Consider the following 14,500-nt stretch of genomic DNA (forward strand, 5'->3'; position numbering starts at 1 on the left):
GGGCGGATGGACTGCGTCTTCTGTGCGGTCGTCGCCGGCACCGAGCCCGCGCACCGGGTGCTGGACGACGGGGCGGCGGTGGCCTTCCTGGACCGCCGACCGCTCTTCCCCGGGCACGTCCTCGTCGTCCCGCGCACCCACCACCGCACCCTCGCCGACCTACCGGCGGCCGACGTGGGGCCGTTCTTCCTGCAGGTCCAGCGGGTGGCCGCCGCGATGGAGCGCGGGCTGGGCGCGGCCGGGAGCTTCGTCGCGGCGAACAACCGCATCAGCCAGTCGGTGCCGCACCTGCACGTCCACGTGGTGCCGCGCAATCCGAAGGACGGGCTGCGTGGCTTCTTCTGGCCGCGCGGGACGTACCCGGACGAGGCGGCGGCGGCCGAGGTCGCGGCGCGGCTGCGGGCCGCACTGACGCGATAGGGCGGGGCGGGGCCCTCTCGGACTTCGTAAGCGCCTTTGACCAAACCCCTTGACAGGTATAGACCATAGCGGTTCAGTCGTCATCACCCCCACAACTCCCCCACTGCACCGAGGGTGATGACGTGTCAGTCAAACGCGCATGCGCGCTGCTCTCCGCCATGGCGACGGCGCTCGCCGTCCTCCTGCTCTTCCCGGCCGGCGCCGGCGCCGCCACCTGCGGCACGCCGTGGAGCTCCTCGGCCGTGTACACCGGAGGAGCCGCCGTCTCGTACGGCGGCCACAACTGGAGCGCCAAGTGGTGGACGCAGAACGAGCCGCCCAGCACCGGCGGTTCCGGCGTCTGGTCCGACCGGGGCCCCTGCGGCGGCTCCGGGGACCCGTCGCCGACCCCCACCCAGCCCGGTCCGGGCGGATTCCCGGTCAGCCAGGCCCAGTTCGAGCAGATGTTCCCGAACCGGAACCCCTTCTACACCTACCAGGGCCTCCTCGACGCGCTCCCCGCCTACCCCGGCTTCACCACCACCGGCAGCGACACCGTCCGCCGGCAGGAGGCCGCGGCGTTCCTCGCCGACGTCAGTCACGAGACCGGCGGACTGGTCTACGTCGTCGAGCAGAACACCGCCAACTACCCGCACTACTGCGACGCTTCGCAGCCGTACGGGTGCCCGGCCGGGCAGGCCGCGTACTACGGTCGCGGACCGATCCAGCTCAGCTGGAACTTCAACTACAAGGCCGCCGGGGACTCGCTGGGCATCGACCTGCTGGACGACCCGCGCCTGGTGGAGACCGATCCGGCCGTCGCCTGGAAGACCGGCCTCTGGTACTGGAACACCCAGAACGGGCCGGGCACCATGACCGCGCACGACGCGATGGTCAACGGCGCCGGCTTCGGCGAGACGATCCGCAGCATCAACGGCACGCTGGAGTGCAACGGCAACAACCCGGCGCAGATGCAGCACCGGGTCAGCCTCTACCAGGGCTTCGCGCGGCTTCTCGGCGTGGATCCGGGGTCGAACCTGACCTGCTGACGCACCCGCGGGAACCGGCCGCCCCACCCGGACCGACCGCCCCGCCGGGCCCGGGAGCACGTGCGGATGCGGACGCGCCCCGCCCGCGCTTCGCCCGTGCTCATCCCGCGCTCAGCCCGTACTCCGCCGAGCGCAACGGGACGTACTCCTCCGGGCGCACGAGGAGGCGGCGCAGATCACCATGAGGGCTGACGAACCGGCAGGTGGGCGGACCTAGGCTCACAGTCATGAACGAACTCGCCTGCATCGTCCAACGGACCGCCGACCGGCTCGCGGGCCAGCACGTCGGCGCGGTGGTCGCCGGGCTGGCCGGCGGCTCCGTGGAGATCCACGGAGCCGGGCGCACCGGTCCGGGCGGCGGCGCGCCCGGACCGCGCACGCTGTTCGAAATCGGTTCCGTCACCAAGGTGTTCACCTCGCTCGCGCTCGCCCGACTGGTGCTCGCCGGCTCCACCACGCTGGAGGAGCCGGTCGCCGCACTGCTCCCCGGCGGCACCGCGCTCCCCGTCCGGGGCGGGCGGGAGATCACCCTGAAGGACCTCGCCACGCACACCTCGGGGCTCCCCCGCCTGCCCCGGGGCGTCCTGGTGGCCAGTCTGTTCACCTCGCGCCGGTCCGATCCGTACGCGCACTGCACGGCGGAGCGCGTCCTCGCCGGGCTCGGCCGCACCAAGCTGCGGGCGGCGCCCGGGCGCAGCTTCCGCTACTCCAACCTCGGCGCCGGGCTGCTCGGTCTCGCGCTGGCCGAGCGGGCCGGGGTCGGCTACGAGGAGCTGGTGCGCCGGGAGGTCTGCGCGCCGCTCGGGCTCGGGGACACCGTCGTGACGCCCGGCGAGGAGCGGTCCGACCGGCTCGCCCGGGGGCACTCGGCGGCCGCACGGCCGGTGCCGTACTGGGACCTCGCCGATCTGGGAGGCATGGGGGCGCTCCGCTCGACCGCCGCCGACCTCTCGATACTCCTGCGGGCCCAGCTGGCCGCCGGCCGTGAGCCGGACGGGCCGCTGGCGCCCGCGATCACGCTCACCAGGGAGGTGCGGCACCGCGTCAACCCGTTCGCCTGGATGCACCTGGGGTGGCTCGGCCACCGCCTGCACACCCAGCAGGGCGGCCACCTCCAGATCTGGCACAACGGCGGCACGGGTGGGTTCCGCTCCTTCGTCGCCTTCGATCCGGAGAAGCAGGTGGGGGTGGTCGTCCTGGTCAACAGCGGGCGGTCGGCCGATTCGGCGGGGACGGCGCTGCTGCGGCGGCTGCAGAACGAGTTCGGGGCGGCGGCGTAGTCGGCGCGGGGAGCCGGAAGCGGAGCGGCGGTGGTGCGGCCGGCCCGGATGGCGGCGGAGTTCATCGAGGAGGTGCGACAAGGACGGAGGCAGCCCCTGGCCGACGAGACGCGCCCAGAGGGTTGGATTATCGAACTCACTCGACCTATAGTGAGTTCGCTTTTCCAACCATCCTCTGGCGCCACATCACCCAAGAAGGGCGGCCGTCATGCCTGACGCCGTGATCGTCGAAGCCGTCCGCACCCCCGTCGGCAAGGGCAAGCCGGGAGGCTCGCTGGCCGGCGTCCACCCGGTCGAGCTGCTCGCGCACACGCTCCAGGCCCTGATCGGGCGCAGCGGCATCGACCCCGCCCTGGTGGACGACGTGATCGGCGGCTGCGTCGACCAGGTCGCCGAGCAGGCGATGAACACCACCCGCTACGCGTGGCTCGCGGCCGGGTTCCCGGACTCCGTCCCGGCGACCACGGTCGACCGGCAGTGCGGTTCCTCCCAGCAGGCGGTGCACTTCGCCGCGCAGGGCGTGATCGCGGGCTCCTACGACATCGTGGTCGCCTGCGGGATCGAGTCGATGAGCCGCGTGCCGATGTGGTCCAACGTGCCGCCCGGCGCCGATCCGTTCGGCGCGTCCGTCGCCGCCCGCTACCCGGGCGGGCTGGTCCCGCAGGGCGTCAGCGCCGAGCTGATCGCCGCGAAGTGGTCGATCTCGCGCGAGGAGATGGACGCCTTCGCCGCCGGCTCGCACGCGAAGGCGGCACGGGCCCACGCGGACGGCCTGTTCGCGGCCGAACTCGCGCCGGTCCCCACGCCGAACGGGCTCGTGACCAAGGACGAGTCGGTGCGGCCGGGCACCACGCCCGAGGTGCTCGCCGGACTCCGCCCGGCCTTCGAGGACCCGGGCTACGCAGAGCGCTTCCCGCAGATCTCGTGGTCGGTGACAGCGGGTAACAGCAGCCCGATCAACGACGGCGCCTCCGCGGTCCTGATCACGAGCAGCGAGACCGCCGCCCGGCTCGGCCTGCGCCCGCTGGCTCGGCTGCACTCCTTCGCGGTCACCGGCTCGGACCCGCTGCTGATGCTCACCGGCGTGCTGCCCGCCACCGACAAGGTGCTGCGCCGCTCCGGGCTCTCGCTCGCCGACATCGACCTGTTCGAGGTGAACGAGGCCTTCGCGAGCGTCGTCCTGGCCTGGCTCCGGGAGACCGGCGCCGACCCGGCCCGGCTCAACGTCAACGGCGGCGCGATCGCCCTCGGCCACCCACTGGGCGCGAGCGGCACCCGCCTGATGACCACGCTTGTCCACGAGATGCGCCGGCGCGGCGCACGGTACGCGCTGCAGACGATGTGCGAGGCGGGCGGCCTGGCGAACGCGACGATCCTGGAGTCGGTCGCCTGACGGCGGGGCCGGTGCACCCCTAGGGGTGCCCGTAGGGGCCGTGTGTCGACGGTCGTCGTACCCTCCGGCGGAATCCCTACATCGCTGAGGCGACGTCAACTCCGGTGTGTGGCACATACGGTCCTCGCATGACCGGAATTCGTCGCACTGCCGCGGCGGCGGCCCTGCTGCTCGCCCTGCCGCTGTCCGTCGTCGTCGCCGCACCCGCGCTGGCCGCTGCCCCGCCCCCGGCCGCCGCGGCCGCCTCTCCCGGCACCCCGGGCACCCCGGGCACCCAGGCCACCGCGCCGGCCGCGGTCCACGTCGAACTCCCGCGCCCGACCGGGCCCTACGCGGTCGGGCGGGAGATCCTGCACCTCGTCGACCAGAACCGGCCCGACCCGTGGGTGCCGTCGTCGGGTCCGCGCCAGCTGATGGTGTCGATGTACTACCCCGCCAAGGCGGGCGCCGGCGGCCCGGCCCCGTACATGACGCCGGAGGCCGCGCGGATGCTGCTGGACGCGAAGCTGCCGGGCAACACCATCCCGACCGAGGCGATCACCGCCACCCGGACCTGGGCCGAGTCCGACGCCCGCCCAGCGCCCGGCCGGTACCCGCTGGTCCTCCTCTCGCCCGGCTTCACCATGCCGCGCACCTCGCTGACCAGCCTCGCCGAGGACCTGTCCAGCCGCGGCTACGTCGTCGCCCTGATCGACCACACCTACGAGAACACCGGGACGACCTTCCCCGACGGGCAGACGCTCCCCTGCATCATGTGCGGCCGGCTGAGGACCCCGGACGCCTGGGCGGGCCTGGACCGCAGCCGGGCCAAGGACACCTCCTTCGTCCTCGACCAGCTGACCGCCCACCCCCACCCGGCCTGGCGCTACTCACGCATGATCGACCCCGACCACATCGGCATGGCCGGCCACTCCGCCGGTGGTGCGGCGACCGTCCCGGCCCTGCTCACCGACGACCGGATCCAGGCCGGCGTGGACCTGGACGGCAGCATGGACGTCACCGTGCCCGCCTCCGGCATCGGCGGCAAGCCGTTCATGATGATCGGCCACCCCCTGCCGGACGGCGAGGAGGACACCAGCTGGACCGAGAGCTGGCCCAACCTCGACGGCTGGAAGCGCTGGCTGACCGTCGCGGGCACCAACCACCCCTCGTTCACCGACTTCCCGCTGTTCCTCGACGCACTCGGCCTCCCCGACGCCGGCCGGACGATCCCCGCCCAGCGCGCGCTCTCGCTCACGCGCGAGTACGTGGCAGCCTTCTTCGACCTGCAGCTGAAGGGCGTCGACCAGCCGATCCTCGACGGGCCCACGGCGGAGAACCCTGAAGTCGGCTTCCACCCGTAGGTGTTGGCCGCGAGCGTCGCGAGGCCGTCGGCATGGCGCCGGCGGCCTCGTCGGCGTTCCCGCGCCCGGGCGGTCGGGCCAGGAGGCGGGCGGGCCAGGAGGCGGCCGGGCCCGGGAACGGCCGGCGAGCCGGACGAGTCCCTTGCGAATGATCGGTGGCCGTAGGCGTCAGTGGTGGCGTGACGGCCGGCCGATGCCAGCACTGTCCTGCGGGTGGTAGAGCTCTTGGGCGCGGGCCAGGTCGACGGGCCCGTCCCGGTGCAGGTGCAGGAAGAAGCCCGCCTGCCACGCCTGCGTAGTGCCGGCCTGGCGATTGCCGGGGTTCACCCAGGGCGGGTAGATGCGAAAGGCTCGTTTCCCACCTGAACCGTTTGTCGACACGACGCCGTGCCGGCGGAGCGCCTCGACGGGAAAGACGAACTGGCCGAAGTTCCGATCGTCGCGGGTGCTGATGACGAAGAGGTCGACGGGGTCCGCGGCATCGAAGGGCTGGATGGGCCCGGCCGGGGACCTCTTCCAGACAGTGACGAACTGGCCGGCCTTGGTGGGGGTCGTCTTGGCGGCGCGAAACCGGACGACGAGGCCGTCGAGGGTGAACTCGCAGGCAGCGTACTCGGCACTCTCGGCTTCGGGGACTGGCTGCGAGCAGGCGAATCCGCAGCGGTCGTAGACGAGCGCCTTCGCCGCGACGAGATCTCCATGAGCCGGGGCGGTGCCCAGCCAGGGTTCCGGGCGGAGATCGGCTGAGTTCTCGCGGTCCGTGGTCATGTGCCCACTCTGTCACGGGTGGTTTGACGCCGTCGGCTTGGCCGGGGGCATCGCTCTCGTCGAAGTGACCGGAACGCTGACGGCATGTCCGGGAACGCGGGCAGGGCACCCGAGATCGTTGTGCGACGAGCAACCTGGAGGCGGCCGAGGGCCGCACTGCTGCTGGTCACGCAGGTGCTCCGGCTACTGGCGACGGACACGGACCACGGTCCCCGACCGCCCACGACCAGTGATCATGCGGAGTGACTCGTCGAGGGGGCGGCCGAGGCGAGCGGTTCGAGCAGCCGGTGCGGTCCGGCCAGCGCGAGCGAGACCGGGTCGGTGCGCGGGGCGCCCCCGCGACCGGGGTTGGGCCGGATCACGACCTCGCCGGGCGGGACGAACCGACCGCACCGCGGGCACGCGCCCGCGCGGTCGAGGTCCGTGCCGCAGGCGGCGTGCGCGAAGAGGTGGCGCGGACCGTCCGGGGTGGCGTGCCGGCCGCCCCAGCGGCTCAACAGGTAGAGCGGCGCCCACAGTTCGAGTCCGGCCTCGGTGAGCAGGTAACCGTGGCGCAGCGGCGCGTACTGGTACGGCTCCTTGCGCAGGACGCCGGCGGCGACCAGCGCGTTGAGGCGGGCGGTGAGGACGGCCCGCGGGATGCCGAGGTGGGTGAGGAAGTCGTTGAAGCGCTGCACGCCGTAGAAGGCGTCGCGCACGATCAGGAGGCTCCAGCGCTCGCCGACCACCTCCAGAGCGCGGGCGAGTGCGCAGTCCTGCAGTTCGTAGTCGGTTCCGAGCGCCATGGCGGTCAGCGTAGTCCAGGCGCCCAGTGGGTTCAATCAACAGACTCTTGGTGGTAGCGTGCCGCCCGAAAGCAGGTTCATTCATCAGACTCACCGGACCACTGCCGCTCCCGGAGGGAACACCGATGTCCCCCGCACCGACCGGCTCCGTGCCCGCCCGGCCCGGCGCCACCCTGTTCACCACCGCGGTCGCCACCGCGTTGGTCACCGTCGCCTACACCGCGCCCACCGCCTCGCTCGCCGCCACCGCCGAGGCGGCCCACCTCGGGGCCACCGGCCGCACCTGGATCCTCACCGGCACCCTGGTCGGCATCTCGGCCCTCCTGCTCACCGCCGGCAGCGCGGCCGACGACCACGGCCGCAAGCGCGTCTTCACCTTCGGCGTGCTGCTGTTCGCCGCCTCCGAGGCACTCGCCGCCCTCGCTCCCGGCGGCGCCACCTACCTCACCGCCCGGGTGCTGCTCGGCGCCGGTTCGGCGGCGATCCTGGCGCCCGCGCTCGGGCTGATCAGCCACGCGTTCCCGGCCGGACCGGCCCGGATCAGGGCGCTCGGCGTGTGGGGCGCGGCGGTCGGCCTGGGCATCGCGATCGGCCCGGTCTACGGCGCGCTGGTCGCGCAGTGGGCCGGGTGGCGGGCGGTCGGCGGCGGGCTCGCCGTCGTGTCCGGGGCGCTCGCGTCCCTCGCCTCGGCCGTCCTCACCGAGTCACGGGCCGACCGGCCCCGCCCGCTCGACCCCTGGGGCGTCCTCACGCTCGCCGCCGGAACGACCTTCCTGATCGCCGGACTGGCCGAGGGCCGCACGGGCTGGGGTCGACCCACGGTCCTGGTGCTGCTCGCGCTCGGGGTGCTGCTGCTCGCACTGTTCTCCCTGGTGGAGGCCAAGGTCCGGGAGCCGATGCTGGACCTCTCACTGTTCCGCAGCCCCGGCTTCATCGCGGCCACCGGCGGAGCGATGTTCACCGGGCTGTCGATGGTCGGCTTCATGAGCTACCTGCCCACCCTGCTCCAGGGCGTCCTCGGGCTCTCCGGACTGGCGGTCGGCGGGGTGCTGGCCATCTGGTCGGGCCTCTCGGTCCTCGCCGCCCTCCAGGCCCGACGGCTCGCGGCCCACCTCGCGGCGACCACGCAGGTCGCGGTCGGGCTGCTGATCTGCGGCATCGGCGAGGCCGGCCTGTACGGGCTGGGCCCGGACTCCACCTGGGTGCGGCTGGCACCCGGGCTCGCGGTCGCGGGCGTCGGCAGCGGCGTGCTGAACGCCGCCCTCGCCCGGCTCGCGGTGAGCAGCGTCCCGGCCCACCGGGCGGCCATGGGCTCCGGCGCCAACAACACATCCCGGTACGTGGGTTCGGCCCTGGGCGTGGCGGTCACGGTGGCCGTGGCCGCCTCCGCCCACCCGACCGCCCCGGGCCACGAGGCGGCAGCCCGCGCCCTGGCGGCGGGCACCGACCGAGCCGTCGTGGTGGCGGCCGCACTGTGCTTCGCCGGAGCCTTGCTGGCCCTCGCCTCCCGCGCCGCCGAATCCCGCAGGACGGGGGCCGCGGAGGAGGCGGTGGCCCCGACACGGGAGCGAGTCTCGACCGGTTGAGGGCACCCGGAAAGTCGCCCCACCCGACTCCCAGCGCTCCCGCCGGCCCCCAACCGGAGCAATAACTGATCGTTTCAGAATGTCGAGCTGATCGGCAGCCTCGGCAAACGGGTGGCGACTGCCTGGGCTGGTCCGTCAGACTGCGGCGGTGACCGTAAACCCAGGTCTTGACGCGACAGTCGTGACGTTGGACCCGACTCTCCCCAGGCCCTGCGCCGTCACGCCTACGGGTACCCGGCATGAGTAGGGTCGATCCAGGCTGTTGCCGGTACTGCGGACGCCCCTCCGCGAGCGTGCCCGAGCAGGTCGTCCGGGACGGGCGGTTCTACTGGAGTGACAGCCGGGTTTGCTCCGAGTGCCCGGACGAGGACTCTGAGGGAATAGGGCCGGCATGGCTGCGGGATGCTGTCCTGCAGGCCACGGGAGGTGCTGTGCTGAGGGTTGTCGCCGAGCAACCCGCCCGGGTCCATGTCCTTCGTATCCTCCGCCGGACCTACGGTGGGACGGTCGCCGAGACCGCCGGAATGCTGCGCGACCTACTTGGCCCGGGCCTGCGGGTCACGCCGGCCGAGGCTGAGTTCCTGGCCGCCGAGTTCTCTGTTCTGGGGCTCCTCGCGAGTTCGGTACGGCCGGGCTGATCGCTTCAGGGAGACCTTTGCGGAGTCGACGCAAGCAGATGATGCTGCAGGCGAGTTCGAGCAGCCCTTGGTGGAGGTCGGCTCGGCGTTCGTAGCGGATGCGGAGGCGTTTGAACCGGTGGAGCCAGGCGAAGGCGCGCTCGACGACCCAGCGGACCTTGCCCGGTCCGGACCCGTGTGCGACGCCGCGCCGGGCGATCATCGGCTTGATGCCGCGCTTCCACAGCAGGCGGCGGTACTCGTCGAAGTCGTGGCCCCGATCGGCGTACAGGCGCCGAGGCTGCGGCGGGGGCGTCCTCGCAGGCCGCAAATCGCTGGGACTGCGTCCAGCAGCGGCAGCAACTGGGTGAGGTCCTGTCGGTTCCCGCCGGTGAGCGTGGCGGCGAGCGGGGTGCCGTGGCGGTCGACGATCAGATGGTGTTTGGAGCCAGGGCGGGCGCGGTCGACGGGCGAGGGGCCAACGTGATCCCCCCCTTTCAGGGCCCGGACATGCGACCCGTCCACCGCGCAGTCGTCCAGGTCCAGCAGGTCAGCGCGGCGTAGTTCGGCCAGCAAGGCGGCGTGCAGACGGGGCCAGACGCCGGCCTCGGTCCAGTCCCGCAGCCGGAGCCAGGCCGGCCGTCACTCCGGAGAAGCCCACGGTCTCGGCCGGGACATCGCGCCAGGCTCCCCCATCCCGCGCCCGCGCCGAAAGTCGGCCCACCCGACTTCTGGCGCCCTCACCCGCCCAAACCGGAGCACGAAACCGAGCGGGGCGGCCTTCCGCACCCGAATCGCATCGGGAAGAACGGACCGAAAAGGTCGACCTGCCCGACTTCCAGTGCCTCGGCGTCGGGCAGGCCTGCGGCCCGCGGCCAAGCGGCACCGAAAGACGCGAGCAGCCGCCAGCGTCGAAAGTCGACGCGGTCGACTTCCCGTCGCTGGTGGGCGGGAGAAGTCGGGGGCCGGAACAGCAAGCCCGCGACACCGACCTGCTCTCGTGTGCGCGGAGTCGTGAAAACCCAGAGCGCAAGTCCGCGAGATCGGATCCCGTGCACGAGCAGGTCACGCAGGAAGCCGGCCAGGGCGACTTCCGCGCAGCGGGCGCGCAGGAGGTCGGCGGGATCGACCTCCCGTGGCCGGGCAAGCCACGCGGGACGTCGGCCGGGGCCACCGCCCAAGCCGGGCGCGGCCCGCACGCCAGGTCCGCCGAGCGATGACCAGCACCCTGCGGCAGGAAGCAGCCGGCGCCAGCACAGGAAGTCGGTCACGTGGAACTCCTGTGCGCGGAGAGTTGTGAGGAGTCCGCGGGATCGACGTTCGGTGGCTGGGCCGGCCGCGTGGGAAGTCGGTCGCACCGACTTCCTGTGCCCGGATCACGACCGGGGTGCGGGTGGGTCCGGCCCATCGGGTGAGCCGTGGTCCGGAGGCCGGGGTTCTGGTGGGGTACCTCGGCTGCCGATCTCACGGTGAGCGGGCCCCGGGGGCCGCGTGCGAAGATGGCAGGGCTGGTGGAAGCGATCTCCGGACGGTTCTCTGGCCATGGTGAACGAGAACGAGCCGCGCACGGGGGAGCCGCGGCAGGACGCCCTGCTGATGGTCCCGATCGCGACGGCGCTGATCGAGGCCGACGGGCGGATCCTGCACTGGAGCAGCGACGCCGAGGCACTGCTCGGTTACACCGCCGCCGAGGCGGTCGGTGCGAAGGCCGCGCAGTTGCTGACCTCGGACGAGAAGCGGCCCGAGGTGCTGGAGCTGTTCCAGCAGATCCTGGACGGGCGGCCGTGGTCCGGGGTGTTCCCGGTGCGGCACCGGGACGGGCATCCCGTGAACCTGGAGTTCCGCACCCATCCCATCGCCGGCCCCGGCGGGCGCCCGCTGGTGCTGGCCGTCGCCTCCGACGTCACGACGCTGCGCCGGATCCAGGCGGACCTGGCGGTCCTGGACGGGTTCTTCTCGCAGTCCCCGGTCGGCATGGGCGTCTTCGACGCCGATCTGCGGTTCGTCCGCCTCAACGAGGCGCTGGCCAGGGTCAACGGTCTGCCCGTCGGGGCGCACGTCGGCCGCCGGCTGACCGAGCTGTTGCCCGGGATCAACGGCGCCGAGGCGGAGGCGCTGATGCGCCGGGTGCTGGAGACGGGCACGCCGGTCGTGGACACGCGCTCGCACGGCCGCACCCCGGGCGATCCGCAGCACGACCACGCCTGGTCCGCGTCGTACTTCCGGCTGGAGGAGCCGGGCGGGCGGGTGCTCGGGGTCAGTTCGACGGTCATCGACATCAGCAAGCAGTTCCACGCCGACGCCCGCGCGGCCCGCGCGCAGGAGCGGCTGGCCCTGCTCGTCGACGCGACGGCCTCCATCGGCACCACGCTCGACCTGCGGCAGACCGCCCGCGAGCTGGCCGACGCGATGGTTCCGAGGGTGGCCGACATCAGCGGCGTGTTCGCCCTGGAGGCACTGGTCGCCGGACGCAACGTCGAGCCGACCGACCGGCTCGTCCCGCTGCTGGTGCGCCGCCTGGCCCTCGCGTCCACCGATCCGCTGTACCCGGCGGAGGCGCTGCCCGTCGACACGGTGTACGAGCTCCCGCCCGACTCCCCGTACGCGCGGGCGCTCGCCACCGGCCGGACGGTCGTCGTGCCCTCCTGGGAGCTGCCGCTGCTCAGCGAGGGCATCACCGAGAGCCGCCGCCAGGCCGCGCTCGGCGAACGCCCGCGCTCGGTGCGGATCACCCCGCTCGTGGCGCGCGGCACGACGCTCGGCATGATCGTGTACTCGCGGCGCGGCGCCCGGGAGTCCTTCGCCGAGGCGGACATCACGCTGGGTGACGAGCTGGCCTCGCGCGCCGCCGTCGCGATCGACAACGCCCGGCTGTACCTGCGCCAGCACCAGACCGTCCTCGCCCGCCAGCAGGCACTGCGGGAGGCGAAGGCCGCGCAGGAGCGTCTGGCGCTGGTCAACGTGGCGTCCGCCCGGATCGGCACCACGCTCGAAATCGACCGCACCGCACAGGAGTTGGCCGAAGTAGCGACACCCAGGCTGGCCGACACGGTGGTCGTCGAGGTGCTGGACGACCTCGTCCGCGGCGAGCGCGAGGCCCGCCCCTCCCCGGACGGCTCCGCACTCCTGCGCCGGATGGCCTTCCACTCCGTGCACGGCTCCACCCTGCGCCCGATCGACCGGACCGGCGGCGTGCAGCGTTTCCGGCCCAGCTCGCCGTACGCCTGGTCGCTGGCGAACCGCAAGCCCGTGCTGGTGCCGCGGATGGACGCGGAGGGGCTGGCCTGGTTCGCCGACGACCCGGTGCGCACGGCGGCGGTGCGCGAGCAGAACGTCCGTTCGTTCATGGTCGTCCCGCTGATCGCGCGCGGCACTCCGGTCGGCGTCGCGGGTTTCTACCGCACCCTCGTCGAGCGCCCCTACGAGGACGACGACCTGGCGCTGGCCGGGGAGTTGGCGGTGCGGGCGGCCGTGTCCATCGACAACGCGCTGCTGTTCACCCGCGAGCGCGACGCCGCCGCGGCCCGCCAGCGCGCGCTCGACGAGGCGTGGGCCGCGCAGCAACGGCTGTCGCTGCTCAACGAGGCCAGCACCCGGATCGGCACCACGCTCGACCTGCACCGCACCGCACGGGAGTTGGTGGAGGTCGTGATCCCGCGCTTCGCCGACTTCGTCACCGTCGACCTGCGCGACGCGGTGCTCAGCGGCGAGGAGCCCGGGCCCGTCCCCACGGACGGATCGGTGCTGATGCGGGCGGTCGCGGTCGGCGAGGCCGCCCCGTCCGGGACCATGACCGGCGCGGCCGACTCCATCGGCGAGACGTCGCAGTCCGCCGCGCTGTACGCCGAGAGCCTGCGCAGCGGGCGCTCGATCCTCGTCTCCGAGGTCGCCGAGGACGATCTGCGCCGGATCGTCGCCTCGCCCGACCGGGTGGAGCCCGGGCTGGCGGCGGGGGTTCACTCGTACCTGATGGTGCCGCTGGTGGCGCGCGGACTCGTGCTCGGCGGAGCGGAGTTCATCCGCACCGCCAACCCGGTGCCGTTCGGGTCGGCCGACCAGTCGCTCGCCGAGGAGCTCGCCGCCCGGACCGCCCTCGCGATCGACAACGGACGGCTCTACCGGCGCGAGCGGGACACCGCGCTCACCCTCCAGCGCAGCCTGCTGCCCCAGGAGATCCACCGCACCCTCGGCCTGGACATCGCCTACCGCTACCTGCCGAGCAGCGTCGTCAGCGAGGTCGGCGGCGACTGGTTCGACGTCGTGCCGCTGCCCTCCGGGCGGGTCGCGCTGATCGTCGGCGACGTCATGGGGCACGGCATCCGGGCCGCCGCCACCATGGGCCAACTACGCACCGTCGCACGCACGTTGATCACCCTGGACCTCGACCCGGCACGCGTCCTGCACCGGCTCGACGAGGCCACCACCGCGCTCGGGGACGGGCAGTTCGCGACCTGCGTGTGCGTCGTCTACGACCCCGTCGACCGCCACTGCACCGCCGCCTGTGCCGGGCACCTGCCACCGGTCGTCGCCGACCGCGGCGGGCGGGCCCGGACGGTCGACCTGCCGCCCGGCGCACCGCTCGGCGTCGGCGGAGTCCCGTTCGAGAACGTCGAGTTCACCCTCCCCGAGGAGGCCATCCTCGCGCTCTACACCGACGGACTCGTCGAGCGCCGCGGCCACGACATCGACGAGGGCATCCAACTGCTCTGCCACACGATCGCCGACCGGCGCCGCTCCCTGGAGCGGACCTGCGACGCCGTCCTCGCCGAACTCACCGGCCGCACCGCCGAGGACGACATCGCCGTCATCATGGCCCAGGTCCGCCCGGTCGGCGCGGACCGGATCGCGACCCTGCCGCTCACCGGCGACCGCGCGATGGTCGCGCACTCCCGCCGCTTCACCCGCACGACGCTCGCCGGCTGGGGGCTCGACGCCCTCGCCGACTGGGCCGAGCTGCTCACCAGCGAACTCATCACCAACGCCCTCATCCACGCCGGATCCCCCACCCAGCTGCGGCTGTTCTGCAACCGGATGCTCACCGTCGAGGTCGCCGACCGGGAGGGCGAGGCCCCGCGCATGCGGCACGCCAGGTCCGAAGACGAGGGCGGGCGCGGCATGCACCTCGTCAACGAACTCGCCCACCGCTGGGGCACCCGGCGGACCAGGGACGGCAAGGTGGTCTGGTTCGAGCTGGAGCTGCCGCCCGGCACGACGAGCACCTCCTGAACCGCGTGCGGCCTGCGACGACAATGGTCGGTTGTCGGCCCCGCACCGCGGTTG

At 73.2% G+C, this 14,500-nt stretch carries 10 protein-coding genes and 1 pseudogene; 7 read left to right on the forward strand and 4 right to left on the reverse strand.

Going from position 1 to position 14,500, the window contains the following annotated elements:
• The first annotated feature begins 6 nt into the window (after nt 1-6).
• From AB0C76_RS12685 to AB0C76_RS12705, 5 genes are all read left to right on the forward strand, one after another.
• Nucleotides 7-420, forward strand: coding sequence for an HIT family protein (locus AB0C76_RS12685; protein WP_359963712.1), 414 nt, complete (start codon nt 7-9; stop codon nt 418-420).
• A 158-nt stretch (nt 421-578) separates the two neighbouring features.
• Nucleotides 579-1,448, forward strand: a complete 870-nt coding sequence (locus AB0C76_RS12690; protein ID WP_359963822.1) for a glycoside hydrolase family 19 protein — start codon at nt 579-581, stop codon at nt 1,446-1,448.
• 227 nt (nt 1,449-1,675) lie between these two features.
• Nucleotides 1,676-2,728, forward strand: a complete 1,053-nt coding sequence (locus AB0C76_RS12695) for a serine hydrolase domain-containing protein (protein WP_359963714.1) — start codon at nt 1,676-1,678, stop codon at nt 2,726-2,728.
• A 208-nt stretch (nt 2,729-2,936) separates the two neighbouring features.
• Nucleotides 2,937-4,121, forward strand: a complete 1,185-nt coding sequence (locus AB0C76_RS12700) for a thiolase family protein (protein WP_359963716.1) — start codon at nt 2,937-2,939, stop codon at nt 4,119-4,121.
• 128 nt (nt 4,122-4,249) lie between these two features.
• The gene (locus AB0C76_RS12705; RefSeq protein WP_359963718.1) at nt 4,250-5,464 is read left to right on the forward strand and encodes an alpha/beta hydrolase; all 1,215 of its coding nucleotides are present in this window, start codon (nt 4,250-4,252) and stop codon (nt 5,462-5,464) included.
• A gap of 168 nt (nt 5,465-5,632) precedes the next feature.
• Here AB0C76_RS12705 and AB0C76_RS12710 read toward each other — a convergent pair whose 3' ends face one another.
• Nucleotides 5,633-6,232 carry a MepB family protein gene (locus tag AB0C76_RS12710; protein WP_359963719.1) on the reverse strand — a complete coding sequence of 200 codons (600 nt, stop codon included), beginning with the start codon at nt 6,230-6,232 and terminating at the stop codon, nt 5,633-5,635.
• Between the two features lie 233 nt (nt 6,233-6,465).
• Nucleotides 6,466-7,017 (reverse strand): helix-turn-helix domain-containing protein, encoded by a 552-nt coding sequence (locus AB0C76_RS12715; RefSeq protein ID WP_359963721.1) that lies wholly within the window; start codon nt 7,015-7,017, stop codon nt 6,466-6,468.
• 125 nt (nt 7,018-7,142) lie between these two features.
• Between AB0C76_RS12715 and AB0C76_RS12720 the strand changes: the two genes are divergently transcribed.
• Entirely contained in the window at nt 7,143-8,603 is a 1,461-nt protein-coding gene (locus AB0C76_RS12720; RefSeq protein ID WP_359963723.1) for an MFS transporter, read from the forward strand.
• 657 nt (nt 8,604-9,260) lie between these two features.
• Here the strand turns inward: AB0C76_RS12720 and AB0C76_RS12725 are convergent.
• Nucleotides 9,261-9,881: pseudogene (locus AB0C76_RS12725) on the reverse strand (IS5 family transposase); the annotation flags it as partial.
• 79 nt (nt 9,882-9,960) lie between these two features.
• Complete coding sequence (locus tag AB0C76_RS12730; protein ID WP_359963724.1) at nt 9,961-10,491, reverse strand: hypothetical protein; 531 nt, start codon at nt 10,489-10,491, stop codon at nt 9,961-9,963.
• Nucleotides 10,492-10,762: 271 nt separating this feature from the next.
• Here AB0C76_RS12730 and AB0C76_RS12735 point away from each other — a divergent pair, with 271 nt between their 5' ends.
• Nucleotides 10,763-14,446 carry a SpoIIE family protein phosphatase gene (locus tag AB0C76_RS12735; protein WP_359963726.1) on the forward strand — a complete coding sequence of 1,228 codons (3,684 nt, stop codon included), beginning with the start codon at nt 10,763-10,765 and terminating at the stop codon, nt 14,444-14,446.
• Nucleotides 14,447-14,500: the final 54 nt, after the last annotated feature.

This window comes from Kitasatospora sp. NPDC048722 (genome assembly GCF_040650235.1).
Lineage (GTDB): Bacteria > Actinomycetota > Actinomycetes > Streptomycetales > Streptomycetaceae > Kitasatospora.

Excerpts from the sequence above, each read along its gene's own strand:
- AB0C76_RS12685 (WP_359963712.1), top strand. The coding sequence starts at position 7 with ATGGACTGCGTCTTCTGTGCGGTCGTCGCCGGCACCGAGCCCGCGCAC.
- AB0C76_RS12690 (WP_359963822.1), top strand. The coding sequence starts at position 579 with ATGGCGACGGCGCTCGCCGTCCTCCTGCTCTTCCCGGCCGGCGCCGGC.
- AB0C76_RS12695 (WP_359963714.1), top strand. The coding sequence starts at position 1,676 with ATGAACGAACTCGCCTGCATCGTCCAACGGACCGCCGACCGGCTCGCG.
- AB0C76_RS12700 (WP_359963716.1), top strand. The coding sequence starts at position 2,937 with ATGCCTGACGCCGTGATCGTCGAAGCCGTCCGCACCCCCGTCGGCAAG.
- AB0C76_RS12705 (WP_359963718.1), top strand. The coding sequence starts at position 4,250 with ATGACCGGAATTCGTCGCACTGCCGCGGCGGCGGCCCTGCTGCTCGCC.
- AB0C76_RS12710 (WP_359963719.1), bottom strand. The coding sequence starts at position 6,232 with ATGACCACGGACCGCGAGAACTCAGCCGATCTCCGCCCGGAACCCTGG.
- AB0C76_RS12715 (WP_359963721.1), bottom strand. The coding sequence starts at position 7,017 with ATGGCGCTCGGAACCGACTACGAACTGCAGGACTGCGCACTCGCCCGC.
- AB0C76_RS12720 (WP_359963723.1), top strand. The coding sequence starts at position 7,143 with ATGTCCCCCGCACCGACCGGCTCCGTGCCCGCCCGGCCCGGCGCCACC.
- AB0C76_RS12735 (WP_359963726.1), top strand. The coding sequence starts at position 10,763 with ATGGTGAACGAGAACGAGCCGCGCACGGGGGAGCCGCGGCAGGACGCC.